Below are 15,546 nucleotides of genomic sequence, written 5' to 3' on the forward strand. Positions count from 1 at the left end.
CCGAGCGTGCTTCAGACGGGGAAGTTCTCGTCGAAGAAGCGGTGGATCTCTCGTTCGATCGTGGGCTTCAGGGTGAAGAGCAGGAGTCCGAGGCGGATGTTGAGAGCGACGTCTCGTTCGTCGACCGCCAAGTCGCCCGAGACACCGGGACGCTTGAAGCGCATGACATTCCCGCTCCAGGAATAGCTCAGGTCGAATTCCTCGTTCAATTCGCTCGCCATGTGTTCGGCCGAGGCGCGTGCCTCGGCGAGGCTTTTGCCGTGACGGCGGCGGATGCGGATGTCGCTCATGCGAGGGCTCCTCGTGGAAGGTCAGTTGATCTCGGCGCAGAGTGCGCGAAAGGCAGCGAAGCGGCGTGGATCGATTTCCCCGCGTGACAGCGCAGCCTGGACGCCGCAATCCGGTTCCCGGTCGTGGCGGCAGTTGCGGAAGCGGCAACTGCCGAGCAGCGGGCGCAACTCGACGAAGGATTCCGCAATCTCTGCGGACGACAGGTGGTGCAGCCCGAAGGCGGTCAGCCCGGGCGAGTCGATGATTGCCGCATGCCGGTTCGGGCGATAGAGGCGGGCGTGTGTCGTCGTGTGCTTTCCGGTGTGCAGCGAGTGGGATAGCTCGCGCGTCGGGGCGCGCGCGCCCGGGATCAGGGCATTGATCAGCGTGGACTTCCCCATGCCGGATTGCCCGATCAGCAGGCTCAGGTGATGCGACAGGTGCTTCGTGAGCGGGCCGGCGTCGCGCCGCGCAGTCAGTCGGAGGACGCGGTAGCCGAGCCTCTCGTACGGCGCGAGCATGGTGGCCGCTGCGGCCAGCCGGTCTTCGAGATCGCACTTGTTGAGGACGATCAGGACGGCGATGCCCTGGCTTTCCGCGGCGACGATGCAACGGGTGATCAGCTCGTCCGAAAACGGCGGTTCGGTGGCGACGACGATGACGATCTGCGTCACGTTGGCTGCAATGAGTTTCTCGCGGCCTGGGTCGGAGCGATAGAGCAGGCTTTGCCGCGGTGCGAGTGCCTGGATCACTCCTTGTTGCGAGTCGAGCCTGTCGATCGTGACGCCGTCGCCGCAGACGAACTCGCTCTTCTTGCCGCGAGGCACACAGAGCACGGTCGCGCCGTCGGTGAGCTCGACACGATACTGTCGCCCGTAGGCGGCGACGACCGTTCCGCTTACGGTCAAATTCTCGCCAGTGCCTCGATCTTGGCCGCACAGACGAAATCATTGCGCGACAGCCCGCCGACGTCGTGGGTGCTGTAGCGGACAATCACGCGGCCATAGCCAACCTTGAGATCGGGGTGGTGATTCTCGCGTTCAGCCAAGCCGGCGACGATGTTCACGAAAAGGATGGCGCCGGTGTATGTGTCGAAGCTGAACTCCTTCCAGAGAACGCCGGTGGCGTCGATCTGCCAGCCCGGCAGGTCGATGAGCAGTTGGGTTGCCTGCGTCCGGTCGATGGCGTGCTCATTACCGCGCAACGGACGGCAGCGATCAGCGGCCAGATCCTGTTGTCCTGACATCGTGTGGCCTCCTCCTCGTCACTGTTTCTCAGGTTGTCTGCAGGCGCGCGATGCGCAGTGCAGCGGGTGGATGGGAGTCATAAAAGAGCGAGTGTAACGGGTCTGGCGTCAGGGTGGCTGCATTGTCCTCATAGAGCTTCACCAGCGCCGCGACGAGGCCGTCTGCCGAGGCGTTCGTCGCGGCGTAACGATCGGCTTCGTATTCGTCGCGGCGTGACAGCAGACTGAGCAACGGAGTCAGCAGGAAGGTGAAAACCGGGCCGACGAGGAAGAAGAGCAGCAGTCCGAGAGCCGTGTTCTCGTCGAGCAGACCAAGACCACGGAAGAACCACTCGGCATTGATCAGCTGACCCAGCAGGGCGAGGAGTGCGAGCGAGATGGCGAAGAGCAAGATCATTCGCTTGACGACGTGACGATGCTGGAAGTGTCCGAGTTCGTGTGCCAGTACGGCTTCGATCTCACGGGGCTGCAGGCGGGCGAGCAGGGTGTCGAAAAAGACGATCCGCTTGCTTCGGCCAAAGCCCGTGAAGTAGGCGTTGCCGTGGCTGGACCGCTTCGAGCCATCCATGACGAAGAGCCCGGAACTGGCAAAGCCGCAGCGTGCGAGGAGTGCTTCGATGCGCGCCCTGAGGGTGTCGTCGTCGAGTGCCGAGAACTTGTTGAACAGTGGGGCAATCCAGGTCGGGTAGACCTGCAGCAAGACGAGATTGAACGCGCACCAGAATAGCCAGACGTAGAACCACCACCACGGTCCCATACGTTCCATCAGCCAGAGCACCGCGAGCAGTGCGGGGGTACCGATGACCAGTCCGAGCACCGCCTGTTTCGCCAGGTCGGCGAGAAACAGGGCTGGCGTCATGCGGTTGAAGCCAAAGCGCTCTTCGATGACGAACTGCCTGTGGATCGTCAGCGGCAGGTCGACCACGGCCGAGATCAGCACGACGCTGAGGATCACGGCGACGCCGTAAGCCAAGTCGTCAAGACGTGGCGACCAGAAGTCGTGGATTGCCTGCAGACCGCCGCCGAAGGTGAGCAGGAGCAGCAGGCATACTTCGACGACGAGGCAGAGCCGGCCGAAGCGGCTGCGCGCCAGCGTGTAGTCAGCCGCTCTCTGATGCGCCCCGAGATCGATCCGATCGGCAAAGTCGGCGGGGACCGCTGCCCGGTGCGCCATGACGCAGTTCATCTGGCGCTGCGTCAGCCACAGTCGGCAACCGCACATCAGCAGCAGGGCGACGATGAACGAAAGAGAGAAGGTGTTGGGCATGGGGCTGTGACACAATGGCGCTTTCCAAGATCAGATCGGATTATATGGCACAGGCCGACAATCGCCTCGTTTGGCTGGATATGGAAATGACCGGGCTCGACCCCGAGCGGGATCGCATCATTGAATTGGCGATGGTGCTTACCGATGACCAGTTGGTGACCATCGCCGAGTCACCAGTTTGGGTGGTGCACCAGATGGACTCTTGTCTCGCGGCGATGGACGAGTGGAACCGCAAGACGCACGGTCGTTCGGGGTTGATCGAGCGGGTCAGGGCATCGCTGCTCGACGAGGCTGCAGTCGAAGCGGCAGCGCTGGATTTTCTGCGCGCGCACGTGGCGCAGGGGGCGAGTCCGATGTGCGGCAATTCGGTTGGCCAGGATCGTCGATTCATGCTGCGCTACATGCCACAGTTGGAGGCATGGTTCCACTATCGCAATCTTGACGTCAGTACGCTCAAGGAGCTCTGCCGGCGCTGGCAACCCGAGGTCGCCAGAGCGTTCGTAAAGAAGGCCGATCATACGGCGCTGGCAGACGTCCGTGAGTCAATCAGCGAACTGCAGTACTACCGCGCGAACTTCATCCGGGCCTAAGCGGAGGAGGCTGCGGCTTCGTTCCGACTGCTCAGATGTTGTGAACAGGTCTCTTGCGCGATCGACCTGCGGCGTCGCTCACACGCTCACTCCTTGCCTATCCATCGGAGATGTGTCGTCGCCTGCTCGCGCCTCGCAGCTCGGGCCTGCTCGCGACGATTTCTGCACTACTTCTCAGGTGTCGGCTGTGGTGCTCCGCTTGCCACCCCGCAGGTAGAGTTGCAGCTTTTCGCTGTCACGGCGATCAGATGGACGGCCCCCTTGCCATATCTTTCGCCAGTCGCGCCCTGCCGTCAGACCGCCGTCCTTGGGTGAGCCATGGAACAGGAACAACTGGCAGTGCGTGGCGCCAGGCGATGCCGCTGACACCGTGCGAATACCCTCGAAGTAGTCAAGCGAGGCCAGTACGGGATCCGAGACGTTGACGCTGACGATGCACCCGTAGCTTGCCGGCAGGTTTCTGGCAAGCGACGCCGCGGCCTGACGATAGGTCTTGATGTGGTCGATCCAGGGCATCCAGAGCGTCGCGATCAGCAGCCAGAAGAGCGTCAGTCCCGCCATCCAGTGCATGATGCCGCGCATCGGTGAGCGCGCCGTGGTGCCGATCAGCCAGCACCACGCGGTGGTCGCCCACAGCGCGAAGCCGGCGGCGATGACGCTGAAGTGGGCGATGAAACCGGGTGCCAGGCGCAGGGACTGCCGGCCCAGACTCGCCGGCCAGCCGAAAACCATGGCGCACCAGCCAATCCAGGCAAGCAGCGCCAGAATACTGAAGGTGATCATGCCGAACCAGTCGAATGCGTTGGCAGCGCCCCGCCGCAGCGCGCTGACCCCCGGCACTGCGAGCAGTACCAGTGGTGGCAGCAGCAGCAGCGCCGATGCGCTGCGCGCATCCAACCAGAAGCTGATCATGGGTAGCGCGGACAGCAGTGCGAAGAGGGGCAGGGCAAGCGGCGTGCTCAGTAGATGCCTTCGCTTTGCCCACAGAGCCCAAGCGGCGAGTGGGAAAGCCGGCCAGGCATACCAGGGCAGCATGAGCAGGAGGCGCAGCAGTCGTGGCCACGGCGGCGCCGTGCTGGCGAGCTGGCTCAGCTCCGCGAGACTGAAGGCGGTCAGATAGGACGGGTCGCGCAACGCCAGAGCCGCGAGCCATGTGGCCGCAGGAAGGGTGGCCAGCAGGACGGAGGCCGCCAGCAGGCGGGCCACACGTTGCCGGTTGTCGGCGCGCCAGGCGACGAGGGCGGCGACTGGCAGCAGGGGCAGCATCGCTGCCAGGCCGTTGGTCAGGAGACCGAGCCCAAGCGCGGTGGCGTAAACGATGGCGCCGCGGCGCGGTCGCCGCGCCATTTGCGTCAGGCCCCAGTAGGCGGCTGCATGAGCGGCCAGCGTCGCCAGCATCGGTTGCGCCTCATGCGCGTGGAACAGGAACCCGATGCTGCCGGCCAGCAGCAGAGGCGCTGCTGGCGCCTCGGTGCGGCCATGCAGTTCGCGCGCCGCGAGCAGAATGAACGCCAGCGCCAGCAATGTGCATGCTCCGCTGGCCAGGCGGGCGCCGTCATGCAGCGGCAGTAGCCAGGATGACAGGTAGGCGCTGCTGGCCGCCAGCCAGTAGTACAGGGGGGCGTCAGGATAAGGACGGCCGGCGAGTCCGGGTGTCAGCCAGTTGCCACTCGACAGCATCTGGTGCACGACGCCGATGGTCACCGCATCGTCGTTCTTCCAAGGGTCGTGGCCGATCAGGCCCGGCAGGACGTAAAGGGCGAGCAGGACGGCCAGGCTCCAGCCGCTTGGCGGCAGCGTGAGGCCCGGTAGGCGAGCCGGCTGCGCGGGTGCCAGCATCTGGGTGCTAGTGCCGGAGGCGCATGTCTGGCGGAAACGAAAAAGGCAGCCGGGGGGCTGCCTTCCTGGTCGAACCCGCCGTCCGACCTAGGCCGTCTTGCGCATGGCGCCGTACTTCTGATTGAACTTCTCGACGCGACCGGCAGTGTCGATGATCTTCTGCTTGCCGGTGTAGAACGGATGGCAGGCTGAACAGACCTCGACGTGGAGCGCCTTCTTCATCGTCGATCGCGTGGTGAAGACGTTGCCGCAGGAGCAGGTCACCGTGATCTCGTTGTATGCTGGGTGAATCTTCTCTTTCATCTGTTCATCTTCCGGTACGTTGGAAATGGCGGGTGATCAGGCGGGCCATCGGCAATGAGCCTTGCGCGGGTGGTCAGTGTCACCGAAGGGTCGGATTATCCGCGATTTCTCTCCCGGCTGCAATCTGCCGTTGCCCCAATGCCCCAACTGGCTGCGGCAGGCACACCGTTGGTCCGGGGCAGTGCGGAACGGCACCGACGGTCGATTTTCGCGGCTGGTCAGCGGCGCATCGAGTCGAAGAACTCGCCGTTGTTGCGGGTTGCCTTGATCTTGTCGAGCAGGAACTCAATCGCTTCGAGATCGTCCATGTTGTAGAGCAGCTTGCGCAGGATCCACATCTTCTGCAGGACGTCCGGTTTCAGCAGCAGTTCTTCCCGGCGCGTGCCCGATCGATTGACGTTGATCGCTGGATAGACGCGTTTTTCCGCCATCCGGCGATCAAGGTGGATTTCCATGTTGCCCGTGCCCTTGAACTCCTCGTAGATGACGTCATCCATGCGACTGCCGGTATCGATCAGGGCGGTGGCGATGATGGTCAGCGAGCCGCCTTCTTCGATGTTGCGCGCGGCACCGAAGAAACGCTTCGGTTTCTGTAGTGCATTGGCATCGACACCGCCGGTGAGGACTTTGCCGGAGGCGGGTTGCACCGTGTTGTAGGCGCGCGCCAAGCGGGTGATCGAGTCCAGCAGGATGACGACGTCGCGCTTGTGTTCAACCAGGCGCTTGGCTTTCTCGATGACCATCTCGGCGACCTGTACATGGCGAGTCGCCGGCTCGTCGAAGGTCGATGCCACGACTTCTCCACGCACGGACCGGGTCATCTCGGTCACCTCTTCGGGACGTTCGTCGATGAGCAGCACGATGAGCGAGACGTCCGGATGGTTGCTGGTGATGGCGTGCGCAATGTGCTGCATCATCACGGTCTTGCCGCTCTTCGGGCTGGCTACCAACAGCCCCCGTTGTCCCTTGCCGATCGGCGCGATGATATCGATGATGCGGCTGGTGATGTTCTCCTCGCCGCGGATGTCCCGTTCGAGTGCCAGATGCTCGGCCGGATGCAGTGGAGTCAGGTTTTCGAAGAGGATCTTGTTCTTTGATGCCTCTGGCGTCTCGCCGTTGATCCGGTCGACCTTGACCAGGGCGAAATAGCGCTCTCCTTCCTTGGGCGTCCGAATCTCCCCTTCGATGGTGTCCCCTGTGTGCAGGTTGAAGCGCCTGATCTGGCTCGGGCTGACGTAGATGTCGTCGGTGCTTGCTAGGTACGAGGTGTCCGGCGAGCGGAGGAAGCCGAAACCGTCAGAAAGGGTTTCGAGCGTGCCGTCGCCAAAGATGCTTTCCCCCTTGCGGGCCTGGTTCTTCAACAGGGCAAAGATCAGCTCATGCTTGCGCAAGCGATTGGCGCCCTCGATGTTGTTGTTGACCGCCATGTCGAGCAACTGGCTGACATGTAATGCTTTGAGTTCGGATAGTTGCATGTGCTGACGAGAGATGAGGGAATGACGGGGCGACCGTTCGCAGGCAGATCGACCCGGGATGTGCGGCGGCCGCCGGGAGAGGACGGCTAGGGCTGCTGCAAGAAAGCGAGAGTGCCTGAAGGCTTTGGATCGGGCGGGGGGGTCCGAGTGGGAAACTCGCGTCGGCCCCCGGAACCATCAGGTCGCGAGGGTAGCGGCTTTAGAGATTGCTGTCAATGAAAGTGACCAACTGCGCGCGTGACAGTGCCCCCACCTTCGTCGCCTCGACGTTGCCGTTCTTGAACAGCATCAGCGTCGGGATGCCACGGATGCCGTAACTGGCCGGCGTCCTCTGGTTGTCATCGATATTCAGCTTGACGACCTTCAGGCGACCTGCATAGTCGGTGGCGATGTCGTCGAGCAGCGGCGCGATCATCTTGCACGGGCCGCACCATTCTGCCCAGTAATCGACCAGAACCGGTTCTGCCGACTGCAATACGTCGGCAGCGAAGCTGTCGTCGGTGACGTGATGGATGTGTTCGTTCATTCAAAGCCTCTTGCGGGATCTTGGATGGGGATCTTGGTAAGCGCAGACGGGGGGCTGCCCTGGGAGCGACCGGGACTCCAATCGGCGAGCCACGCAATGCTAGCGAAAAAAACTTGCCAAGGGAAGTCGTGCGTTGGCCTGAACGGCTGCAAGTACGCTATAGTCGGCATCGTCTCATATCTCCAGAAACACGATCATGGCGTACGTTGTTACAGAGAACTGTATCAAGTGCAAGTTCACGGATTGCGTCGACGTCTGTCCGGTGGACTGCTTTCATGAAGGGCCGAACTTCCTCGTGATCGATCCCGAGGAGTGCATCGACTGCACCCTTTGCGTCCCGGAGTGTCCGGCGGAAGCAATCTTCGCCGAGGATGATGTACCGCAGGCACAGCATGGGTTCATTGCCCTGAATGCGGAACTGGCACAGATTTGGCCGGTCATTTCAGAGCGCCGGGAAGCATTGCCGGACGCCGACGAGTGGAGCAACAAGCCGGACAAGCTCAAGTATCTCGAGCGTTGATCCCGTTGTCGCTCGTTCTTGGTGGCGGTGGCGAGCGCTGACTGACCAGGCACGATGTGAATCGATCGGTCACCCGTTCGCTGCGCTAGCCAGGAAACAGCCATTCGGACAGCAGCGGCAGGGCAAATCCTCTAGAATGGTATTGGTTTGCGTTCATCGGGCCACCCCTGCCCGGCGGGGAGTGGCCGGAAATCTGGTGGGCATGGCAAGAGTGAAAATATTGGACAAGGCAACGACAGGAGGAGAACAGTGGAAAAAATCTGGCTGCAGAGCTATCAGAAGGGTGTGCCCGCGGAGGTGGACCTGAGCGAGTTCAAGTCGCTTGGTGAGTTGTTCGAAAGGAGTGTCGGCAAGTATCGCGATCGTGTCGCCTACCTCAGCATGGGCGCACAGATCACCTACGGCGAACTCGACAAGCTGTCACGGGATTTTGCCGCTTACCTGCAGTCCGTTCTCAAGCTGCCGCAGGGCGCGCGCGTGGCGCTGATGATGCCGAATGTCCTGCAGTATCCGATCTGCATTTTCGGCGCGCTGCGTGCCGGCTACGTGGTAGTCAATGTAAACCCGCTGTATACGCCCCGCGAGCTCGAACACCAGCTCAAGGACTCGGGTGCCGAAGTGATCGTCATTCTCGAGAACTTCGCCGTGACGCTCGAGCAGGTGGTCGCCCGGACACCGGTCAAGCACATCCTCGTGGCCCGTCTGGGTGACATGCTTCCCTTCCCCAAGGGAGCAGTGGTCAACTTCGTCGTCAAGTACGTGAAGAAGATGGTCCCCGCCTGGACCCTGACGCGGGCGGTCAATTTCAGGACGGCACTTGGCAAGGGAGCGGCCGCCGAACTGAAAGCGGTCATCGTGCAGCAGGAAGACCTGGCCTTCCTGCAGTACACAGGGGGTACCACGGGCGTCTCGAAAGGGGCGATGCTGTTGCACCGAAACATCCTTGCCAACCTCGCGCAGGCGCACGCCTGGATCAATCCGGCGCTGGGCGACGACCAGCACATGGTCGTGACGGCGCTTCCCCTTTATCACATCTTTGCCCTGACGGCGAACTGTTTCACCTTTTTCAAGATTGGTGCCAGCAACCTGCTGATCGTCAATCCGCGCGACATTCCCGGTTTTGTCGGCGAACTCGCCAAGCATCGCTTTACCGTCATTACAGGTGTCAACACGCTGTTCAACGCACTGCTGAACAACGATGCTTTCTGCGCGCTCGATTTCGGGCACCTCCGGGTCACCCTCGGCGGTGGCATGGCGGTGCAGAAGGCGGTGGCGGAACGATGGAAGCAGGTCACGGGCAAGCCGTTGATCGAGGCCTACGGTCTCACCGAAACCTCGCCGGCGGCAACGATCAATCCGCTCGACATCCCGGCCTACAACGGTGCCATCGGTGTTCCGATTTCGTCGACCGAGGTCACGATTCGCGACGATGCAGGCAGGGACGTGCCACTCGGCGAGCGCGGCGAACTGTGCATCCGCGGCCCGCAGGTGATGAAGGGCTATTACAACCGTCCGGAAGAAACGGCGAAGGTGATCATGCCGGACGGCTTCCTTCTCACCGGTGACGTCGCGGTGATGGACGAAAAGGGTTTCGTGCGCATTGTCGACCGCAAGAAGGACATGATTCTCGTCTCCGGCTTCAATGTCTACCCGAACGAGGTCGAGGACGTGGTGGCGCAGCACGCCGGCGTCCTCGAGGTTGCGGCAGTCGGGGTGCCGCACGAAAAGTCCGGCGAGGTCGTGAAGATCTTCGTGGTCAAGAAGGATCCGGCACTGACCGCCGAGGTGCTGATCGCCCACTGTCGCGAACACCTGACCGGCTACAAGGTTCCAGGGCAGGTCGAGTTCCGCAGCGAGTTGCCAAAGACCAACGTCGGCAAGATCCTGCGCCGCGAGCTGCGCGACGAAGCGACAAAGAAATCGTGAGCGGACGTGAAGAAATGCGTGGGCGCGAGCAACGGGGCCGCGAGTCGGCAGTCCCGTTGAGCCTGAGCGTCGTCGTCATAGCTGCTGTCGCCGGCCGCCCACTTCCGGGTCAATCCCGCGCTGCGTACTGCCGGAGCAGTTCCGCGGTGACCGGGTGCCTGTTGCGCGAGGCGTAGAACAGCGGCGTGTTGCCGCTCTTGTCCTTGCTCTTCGTATCGGCGCCGTTGTCGATCAGGACGCGCGCCACTCTCGGTTGGCCGGTTGCCGCAGCCAAGTGCAGTGGCGTCTGACCGGTTTCGCTGCGCGCATCGACATCGGCCTTCCTTGACAGCAACAGTTCCACCTGCAGTCTTCCACCAGCGACAACGGCGGCATGCAGGGGCGTCATGCCGATGCGGTCGCGGGCTTCGATATTCGCGCCGCTGCTGAGCAGCAGTTCGCTGGCTCTGGTGCGACCATAGAATGCAGCCATGTGCAGGGCCGTCCTGCCAAGGGTGTCGGTGTCGTCGATCTCGGCCCCTGCTTCGAGCAGCGCCCTCATGGCTGCCAAGTCACCGCGGGCGGCGGCAGTTGCCAAGGCGGGCGCCTCGGTCGGCGGCTCTTCGACGCTGATGGCGGGTGGTGGCGTCGGGACGCTGCTCTCTGGCTCCCGGCTGCAGCCACTCATGGCGAGGAGGAGCGTGCAGATCATCGATACGGCGGTCTGGCGCAAGGCTTTAGTCATCTCACAAGCTTTCCTGCCCGGTTCAAGCGGAATTCGAGCGGCGACCGAGCCGAGGTGGGAGCCAGCGGGCTGGTCCCAACCGGCACGCACGAGCAGTTCAGGGTCGCGGGTCGCGATCCGATTCGATGCATCTTACCATTGCTGCGGCAAACGCGCCCGCTGCCTCCACGGGGGACGCTTCTGGCGATCGTCCGGTCCCTCACGGGCGGGTCATCGTCTGGCGCTTGGTGACCGTGACCTGCAGTTGGTCGCGCAACAGGGGCTGGCCGTTGCCAGCCAGGAAGGCGAGGTCGAGATCGTAGTCGCCAGGTTCGAGATCAAGGACTGTCTCGGTCTGGCCGTCACTCAGACGGAGGCTCCGCAGCACGGAGCGATTCTGTCTGACGTCGATCTGGAAGAACCCGGTATCGGCGATTGCCGTCCTTTCCGCTGCGACACCAAGCCCGACGACACCAAGTTTGAGCAGGAAAGGGCTGCCGACTGTCTCGCCGTTGCGCAGGTTTTTCGCGTAGACGAGTTTCTCTGCTGCCGGTGGCGTCGTCACTTCATCCTGATACCACGCCTGGCAGGTTTCGGCAAAGCGAGCCGGGTCGATCTTCGGCTTCGGCAAGTCCTTTCGGCTACCCGTCACAATGATGTTGATCTTGCGACTGAAGACGTAATATGGGCGATGCTCGTGATCGGCAAAGAGCAAGCGCAGGTGGTGCGGTCCGGGCGACAGGTCGAGCGCGACGGCGGTCTGTCCCTTGCCAAAGTGCCGGTGCTTGTCGGAGAAGGGAATCGGTTCGGTAACCGATGCCGGAAGCGGTGTGTCGATCAGCAAGTGGTGGTGGCCGGTTTGCTCGCGCTTGTTGCCGGCAGGCATCACGCCCATGCCGCGGATGCCGAACTCCACCCACAGCGGGCTGCGAACATGGAAACCGTCGCGCAGGTTGGAGAACGTTACCGGCGTCGCGTCGGCGAACAGGTTGACGGCGGCGCGGTCAGCGGTGAACTGCAGCCAGCACCGGCGCTCGAACGGATCATCCGGCAGCGGTCTGGCGCTGGCGTCGAGGGGGAGGAGGAACAGGGCAGCCACTGAAAGACTTGTCCGGCGATTCATCGGTGGCCTCCCTCTGGGCAGCAGGTGGTTGCGACGGACGGCTCTTGCGGTGCATGGCGGTCGCCGCGTGCCGCTCTCGGGAGACTGGGCGCGCAGCCCATCCTGTCACCGGCGCCCGCGGCGTGGAATCCGGGGTGACATTGCCGGGACAGAACGGTGGGATGCCGTCGCTCCAGACATCGTGGTCGATTCTACCGCATCGTCTGCGCGACCGGGCAAGCGTCCGCTGAGGGCTTGCGATTGACAGGCAAGCGACCGGGATGATGCCAAGAAGGCCAGTGCGGCGTGGTCGCCCGATGGCCGAGGAGAAAAAAACAGGACCCCCTCGCCGGGGGGTCCTCGTGGTGCGGCAAGCCAGGCTTGCGTCGCATCGATTCTCTACATGCGGGCGATCATCGCGTCGCCGAATTCCGAGCACGAGACCTCGGTGGCCCCGTCCATCAGGCGCGCGAAGTCGTAGGTGACGACCTTGTCGCCGATCGCGGCCTCCATCGATGCGATGATCAGGTCCGCGGCTTCGAACCAACCGAGGTGGCGCAGCATCATCTCTGCCGAGAGGATAAGGGAACCCGGGTTGACCTTGTCGAGACCGGCATACTTGGGTGCCGTGCCGTGCGTCGCTTCGAAACAGGCGTAGGCGTCCGAGATGTTGGCGCCCGGGGCGATCCCGATGCCACCGACCTGGGCGGCCAGCGCGTCCGATATGTAGTCGCCGTTCAGGTTCGTCGTGCAAATCACGTCGTACTCCGCCGGGCGCAGCAGGATCTGCTGCAGGAACGCGTCGGCGATCGAATCCTTGATCACGATGCCATTGGGCAGCCTAAGCCAGGGTCCCCCATCGATCTCGACGCCACCGAATTCCTTCTTCGCCAGCGCGTAAGCCCAGTCACGGAAGGCGCCCTCGGTGAACTTCATGATGTTGCCCTTGTGGACGATTGTCACCGACTTGCGCTTGTTGCTGATCGCGTACTTGATGGCTGCACGCACGAGGCGCTCGGTACCCTCCTGCGATACCGGCTTGATGCCGATTCCCGAACTGGCCGGGAAGCGGATCTTCTTCACGCCCATCTCATCCTGCAGAAACTTGACGACCTTCCGGCAGCCCTCGGAATTCGCTTCCCACTCAATTCCGGCGTAGATGTCCTCCGTGTTCTCGCGGAAGATGACCATGTTCGTCTTGGCCGGATCCTTGAGCGGCGAGGGCACGCCCCGGAAGTAGCGCACCGGGCGAACACACTGGTAGAGATCGAGCTCCTGACGCAGCGCCACGTTCAGTGAACGGATGCCGCCACCGACCGGCGTCGTCATCGGCCCCTTGATCGATACCGAAAACTCCTTGAGTGCGCCAAGGGTTTCGGAGGAGAGCCAGACGTCGGAGCCGTACATCTGCGTCGACTTCTCGCCAGCGTAGACCTCCATCCAGAAGATCTTCTTCGCCCCACCGTAGGCCTTGGCGACTGCCGCATCGACCACCTTGATCATCACCGGCGTGATGTCGATGCCGATGCCGTCGCCCTCGATGAACGGGATGATCGGATTATCCGGGACAGCCTGCCCCGGAACGATTTTCTGGCCGCCTTGTGGGACTTTGATCAGACTTGCACTCATGCCAACTCCGTGTAATGTCGTGTGGGTGAAACATCCGGTTCGGGTGCCAGCACCGCCGCTCCCGGCCAGCGGTACTGGCACCCGAACCGGGACTGTTGCGTTGCTGATTGTTTGTGGGCACGAGGGACTCTGTCAGAAGCAAACCATCCAGCGGCACCACGCGCGATTATCCTGCAAAAGTCGACGACTTGCCAGTGCTTCACGTCCCCATGGACGGCTCTCAGGGACTCGCCGACGTGCTTCCGCGCAGCTTTGCCCAGCCGCTGCTGATACCGTGAGCGCTGCCCGCAGCGCCTTTGGTGCGGCGCAGCAGGCACGGTGCTACAATGCCGTCGTGTTGGATTCGCGAGTGCTTGCCATGGATCTTCCGAGCAGTGAAAACCTGCTTCCACGCCGTATCGCCGAGGCGATGATCGATGGCTTCAACCGCCACTACCGCATCATTCGCCACTACGGCCAGCAGGCCAAGCTACTCTTCGAGGCGGCGGACTGGAAGGGCGTTCATGATGCGGTCCGCGAGCGTATCCGGTCCTACGATGATCGGGTCAGCGAGACCGCCGAGTTACTGTGCGCAAACTACGGTGCGGCGGCACTCGACGACGCGACTTGGCAGCAGCTCAAGCTGTTCTACATCGGGCAGCTGATCAACCACAAGCAACCCGAACTCGCCGAGACCTTCTTCAACTCGGTGTGCACGAAGATCCTGCATCGCACCTACTTCAACAACGACTACATCTTTGCCCGGCCGGCGGTGTCGACCGAGTACATCCAGTCCTATCCACCGGTCTATCGCAGCTACTATCCGGCGCAGCGCGGACTGCGACGGACGGTCCGGCAGATCATCGTCGACTGCGACTGGCAGCGTCCTTTCGAGAACCTCGATCGCGACGTCGATTACATCATGCGGACGCTCCGGCAGCGGATGGGCGAGTGGCCGGTGGCCGACGCCAACGCCCAGATCGAGGTCCTGCATTCGGCCTTCTATCGCAACAAGGGAGCCTACATCTTTGGCAAGGGAATCAACGGCCACGCCGAGTACCCGTTTGCGGTAGCCGTCGTGCATTCGCCGGCCGGCGAGCTGGTGGTGGACACCATCCTGCTCGACAGCGCGCAGATCAGCATCCTGTTCTCCCTCTCGCGCGCCTATTTCATGGTCGACATGGAGGTGCCGTCGGGCTACGTGCAGTTCCTTCGCAGCATCATGCCGCACAAACCGCCGTCGGAGATCTACACGATGCTCGGCCTTGGCAAGCAGGGCAAGATCCTCTTTTTCCGCGACCTGAAGCAGCATCTCCGGCATTCGCAGGACCAGTTCATCATCGCGCCGGGTATTGCCGGCCTCGTGATGCTCGTGTTCACCCTGCCTTCCTACCCCTATGTCTTCAAGCTGATCAAGGATGTGTTTGGACCGAGCAAGGAGATGGATCGCGACACGGTCAAGCGCAAGTATCTGATGGTCAAGCAGGTGGACCGGGTCGGCCGCATGGCGGATACTCTCGAGTTCTCGCAGGTTCTGCTGCCAAAGAAGCGCTTCTCGGTCGAACTCCTCGACGCCTTGCGCACGCTGGCGCCGTCGCTGATCGAGGAAGAGGGTGACAATCTGGTGATCAAGCACCTGTACATCGAGCGCCGCCTGACGCCGCTCAACATCTACCTGGACGCGGCAACACCCGCGGAGATCGATCAGGCCGTGTGCGAGTATGGCAACGCGATCAGGGAACTGGCGATCGCCAACATCTTTCCGGGCGACATGCTGTGGAAGAACTTCGGTGTGACCAGCTACCGACGCGTGGTTTTCTACGACTACGACGAGATCGAGTACATGACCGACATCAACTTTCGTGCCATCCCGGAGCCGCCGTATCCCGAGATGGAGATGTCCGGTGAGCCTTGGTATTCCGTCGGCAGGAACGACGTCTTCCCGGAGGAGTTCGCGAGCTTCCTGCTCGGCTCGGCGAAGGTCCGCTCGGCCTTCCTGAAGTACCATCGTCCGTTGTTGAACGTCCGCTTCTGGCAGACGACGCAGGAAAGAATCCGCGCCGGCCACGTCGACGATTTCTTCCCCTATTCGGAAGACCTCCGTTTCTGCAAGGCCTTTGCCGAGGGCTGAGCGCTTTTCCCGCCGCGGGCTGCCGCAGTCGCGCTGCGAG

The 15,546-nt window shown here is 62.5% G+C and carries 15 protein-coding genes; 4 read left to right on the forward strand and 11 right to left on the reverse strand.

Annotated features, from left to right (window positions below; genetic code table 11):
- Positions 1 to 11: 11 nt before the first annotated feature.
- From V5B60_RS10840 to V5B60_RS10855, 4 genes are read right to left on the reverse strand one after another with little or no spacing between them, the layout of a single operon-like run.
- Positions 12 to 290, reverse strand: a complete 279-nt coding sequence (locus tag V5B60_RS10840) for a polyhydroxyalkanoic acid system family protein (protein WP_332347013.1) — start codon at positions 288 to 290, stop codon at positions 12 to 14.
- Positions 291 to 311: 21 nt separating this feature from the next.
- A complete protein-coding gene (gene rsgA, locus V5B60_RS10845) occupies positions 312 to 1,178 on the reverse strand; it encodes a ribosome small subunit-dependent GTPase A (RefSeq protein WP_332347014.1) in 867 nt (288 codons plus the stop codon).
- Positions 1,175 to 1,516: a 4a-hydroxytetrahydrobiopterin dehydratase gene (locus V5B60_RS10850; RefSeq protein ID WP_332347015.1), complete on the reverse strand. Its 342-nt coding sequence runs from the start codon at positions 1,514 to 1,516 to the stop codon at positions 1,175 to 1,177. Before V5B60_RS10850 ends, rsgA begins: the two co-directional genes overlap by 4 nt.
- A gap of 28 nt (positions 1,517 to 1,544) precedes the next feature.
- Positions 1,545 to 2,783 carry a M48 family metallopeptidase gene (locus V5B60_RS10855; RefSeq protein ID WP_332350530.1) on the reverse strand — a complete coding sequence of 413 codons (1,239 nt, stop codon included), beginning with the start codon at positions 2,781 to 2,783 and terminating at the stop codon, positions 1,545 to 1,547.
- A 44-nt stretch (positions 2,784 to 2,827) separates the two neighbouring features.
- Here V5B60_RS10855 and orn point away from each other — a divergent pair, with 44 nt between their 5' ends.
- On the forward strand, positions 2,828 to 3,373 hold the full coding sequence (gene orn, locus V5B60_RS10860; protein ID WP_332347016.1) for an oligoribonuclease: 546 nt from the start codon (positions 2,828 to 2,830) through the stop codon (positions 3,371 to 3,373).
- Positions 3,374 to 3,547: 174 nt separating this feature from the next.
- On the opposite strand, the gene V5B60_RS10865 is transcribed toward orn, so the two are convergent.
- From V5B60_RS10865 to trxA, 4 genes are all read right to left on the reverse strand, one after another.
- Positions 3,548 to 5,212 carry an ArnT family glycosyltransferase gene (locus V5B60_RS10865; protein WP_332347017.1) on the reverse strand — a complete coding sequence of 555 codons (1,665 nt, stop codon included), beginning with the start codon at positions 5,210 to 5,212 and terminating at the stop codon, positions 3,548 to 3,550.
- Positions 5,213 to 5,299: 87 nt separating this feature from the next.
- Positions 5,300 to 5,515 (reverse strand): 50S ribosomal protein L31, encoded by a 216-nt coding sequence (rpmE, locus tag V5B60_RS10870; protein WP_332347018.1) that lies wholly within the window; start codon positions 5,513 to 5,515, stop codon positions 5,300 to 5,302.
- 218 nt (positions 5,516 to 5,733) lie between these two features.
- Complete coding sequence (gene rho, locus V5B60_RS10875) at positions 5,734 to 6,990, reverse strand: transcription termination factor Rho (RefSeq protein ID WP_332347019.1); 1,257 nt, start codon at positions 6,988 to 6,990, stop codon at positions 5,734 to 5,736.
- A gap of 199 nt (positions 6,991 to 7,189) precedes the next feature.
- Entirely contained in the window at positions 7,190 to 7,516 is a 327-nt protein-coding gene (trxA, locus tag V5B60_RS10880; protein ID WP_034933209.1) for a thioredoxin TrxA, read from the reverse strand.
- A gap of 196 nt (positions 7,517 to 7,712) precedes the next feature.
- Here trxA and fdxA point away from each other — a divergent pair, with 196 nt between their 5' ends.
- Positions 7,713 to 8,036: a ferredoxin FdxA gene (gene fdxA, locus V5B60_RS10885; RefSeq protein WP_332347020.1), complete on the forward strand. Its 324-nt coding sequence runs from the start codon at positions 7,713 to 7,715 to the stop codon at positions 8,034 to 8,036.
- A gap of 249 nt (positions 8,037 to 8,285) precedes the next feature.
- Positions 8,286 to 9,962, forward strand: a complete 1,677-nt coding sequence (gene fadD, locus V5B60_RS10890; protein ID WP_332347021.1) for a long-chain-fatty-acid--CoA ligase FadD — start codon at positions 8,286 to 8,288, stop codon at positions 9,960 to 9,962.
- 109 nt (positions 9,963 to 10,071) lie between these two features.
- On the opposite strand, the gene V5B60_RS10895 is transcribed toward fadD, so the two are convergent.
- The 3 genes from V5B60_RS10895 to icd form a co-directional block, all read right to left on the reverse strand.
- Complete coding sequence (locus tag V5B60_RS10895) at positions 10,072 to 10,686, reverse strand: ankyrin repeat domain-containing protein (protein WP_332347022.1); 615 nt, start codon at positions 10,684 to 10,686, stop codon at positions 10,072 to 10,074.
- Between the two features lie 199 nt (positions 10,687 to 10,885).
- On the reverse strand, positions 10,886 to 11,788 hold the full coding sequence (locus tag V5B60_RS10900) for a DUF4399 domain-containing protein (RefSeq protein ID WP_332347023.1): 903 nt from the start codon (positions 11,786 to 11,788) through the stop codon (positions 10,886 to 10,888).
- 378 nt (positions 11,789 to 12,166) lie between these two features.
- Positions 12,167 to 13,396, reverse strand: a complete 1,230-nt coding sequence (gene icd, locus V5B60_RS10905) for an NADP-dependent isocitrate dehydrogenase (protein WP_332347024.1) — start codon at positions 13,394 to 13,396, stop codon at positions 12,167 to 12,169.
- A 358-nt stretch (positions 13,397 to 13,754) separates the two neighbouring features.
- Between icd and aceK the strand changes: the two genes are divergently transcribed.
- A complete protein-coding gene (aceK, locus tag V5B60_RS10910) occupies positions 13,755 to 15,506 on the forward strand; it encodes a bifunctional isocitrate dehydrogenase kinase/phosphatase (protein WP_332347025.1) in 1,752 nt (583 codons plus the stop codon).
- The last annotated feature ends 40 nt before the right edge of the window (positions 15,507 to 15,546 follow it).

The organism is Accumulibacter sp., assembly GCF_036625195.1.
Lineage (GTDB): Bacteria > Pseudomonadota > Gammaproteobacteria > Burkholderiales > Rhodocyclaceae > Accumulibacter.

Bases quoted from the DNA above. Each gene is read 5' to 3' on its own strand.
- V5B60_RS10840 (WP_332347013.1), bottom strand. From the start codon at position 290: ATGAGCGACATCCGCATCCGCCGCCGTCACGGCAAAAGCCTCGCCGAG.
- V5B60_RS10850 (WP_332347015.1), bottom strand. From the start codon at position 1,516: ATGTCAGGACAACAGGATCTGGCCGCTGATCGCTGCCGTCCGTTGCGC.
- V5B60_RS10855 (WP_332350530.1), bottom strand. From the start codon at position 2,783: ATGCCCAACACCTTCTCTCTTTCGTTCATCGTCGCCCTGCTGCTGATG.
- orn (WP_332347016.1), top strand. From the start codon at position 2,828: ATGGCACAGGCCGACAATCGCCTCGTTTGGCTGGATATGGAAATGACC.
- V5B60_RS10865 (WP_332347017.1), bottom strand. From the start codon at position 5,212: ATGCTGGCACCCGCGCAGCCGGCTCGCCTACCGGGCCTCACGCTGCCG.
- rpmE (WP_332347018.1), bottom strand. From the start codon at position 5,515: ATGAAAGAGAAGATTCACCCAGCATACAACGAGATCACGGTGACCTGC.
- rho (WP_332347019.1), bottom strand. From the start codon at position 6,990: ATGCAACTATCCGAACTCAAAGCATTACATGTCAGCCAGTTGCTCGAC.
- trxA (WP_034933209.1), bottom strand. From the start codon at position 7,516: ATGAACGAACACATCCATCACGTCACCGACGACAGCTTCGCTGCCGAC.
- fdxA (WP_332347020.1), top strand. From the start codon at position 7,713: ATGGCGTACGTTGTTACAGAGAACTGTATCAAGTGCAAGTTCACGGAT.
- V5B60_RS10895 (WP_332347022.1), bottom strand. From the start codon at position 10,686: ATGACTAAAGCCTTGCGCCAGACCGCCGTATCGATGATCTGCACGCTC.
- V5B60_RS10900 (WP_332347023.1), bottom strand. From the start codon at position 11,788: ATGAATCGCCGGACAAGTCTTTCAGTGGCTGCCCTGTTCCTCCTCCCC.
- icd (WP_332347024.1), bottom strand. From the start codon at position 13,396: ATGAGTGCAAGTCTGATCAAAGTCCCACAAGGCGGCCAGAAAATCGTT.
- aceK (WP_332347025.1), top strand. From the start codon at position 13,755: ATGGATCTTCCGAGCAGTGAAAACCTGCTTCCACGCCGTATCGCCGAG.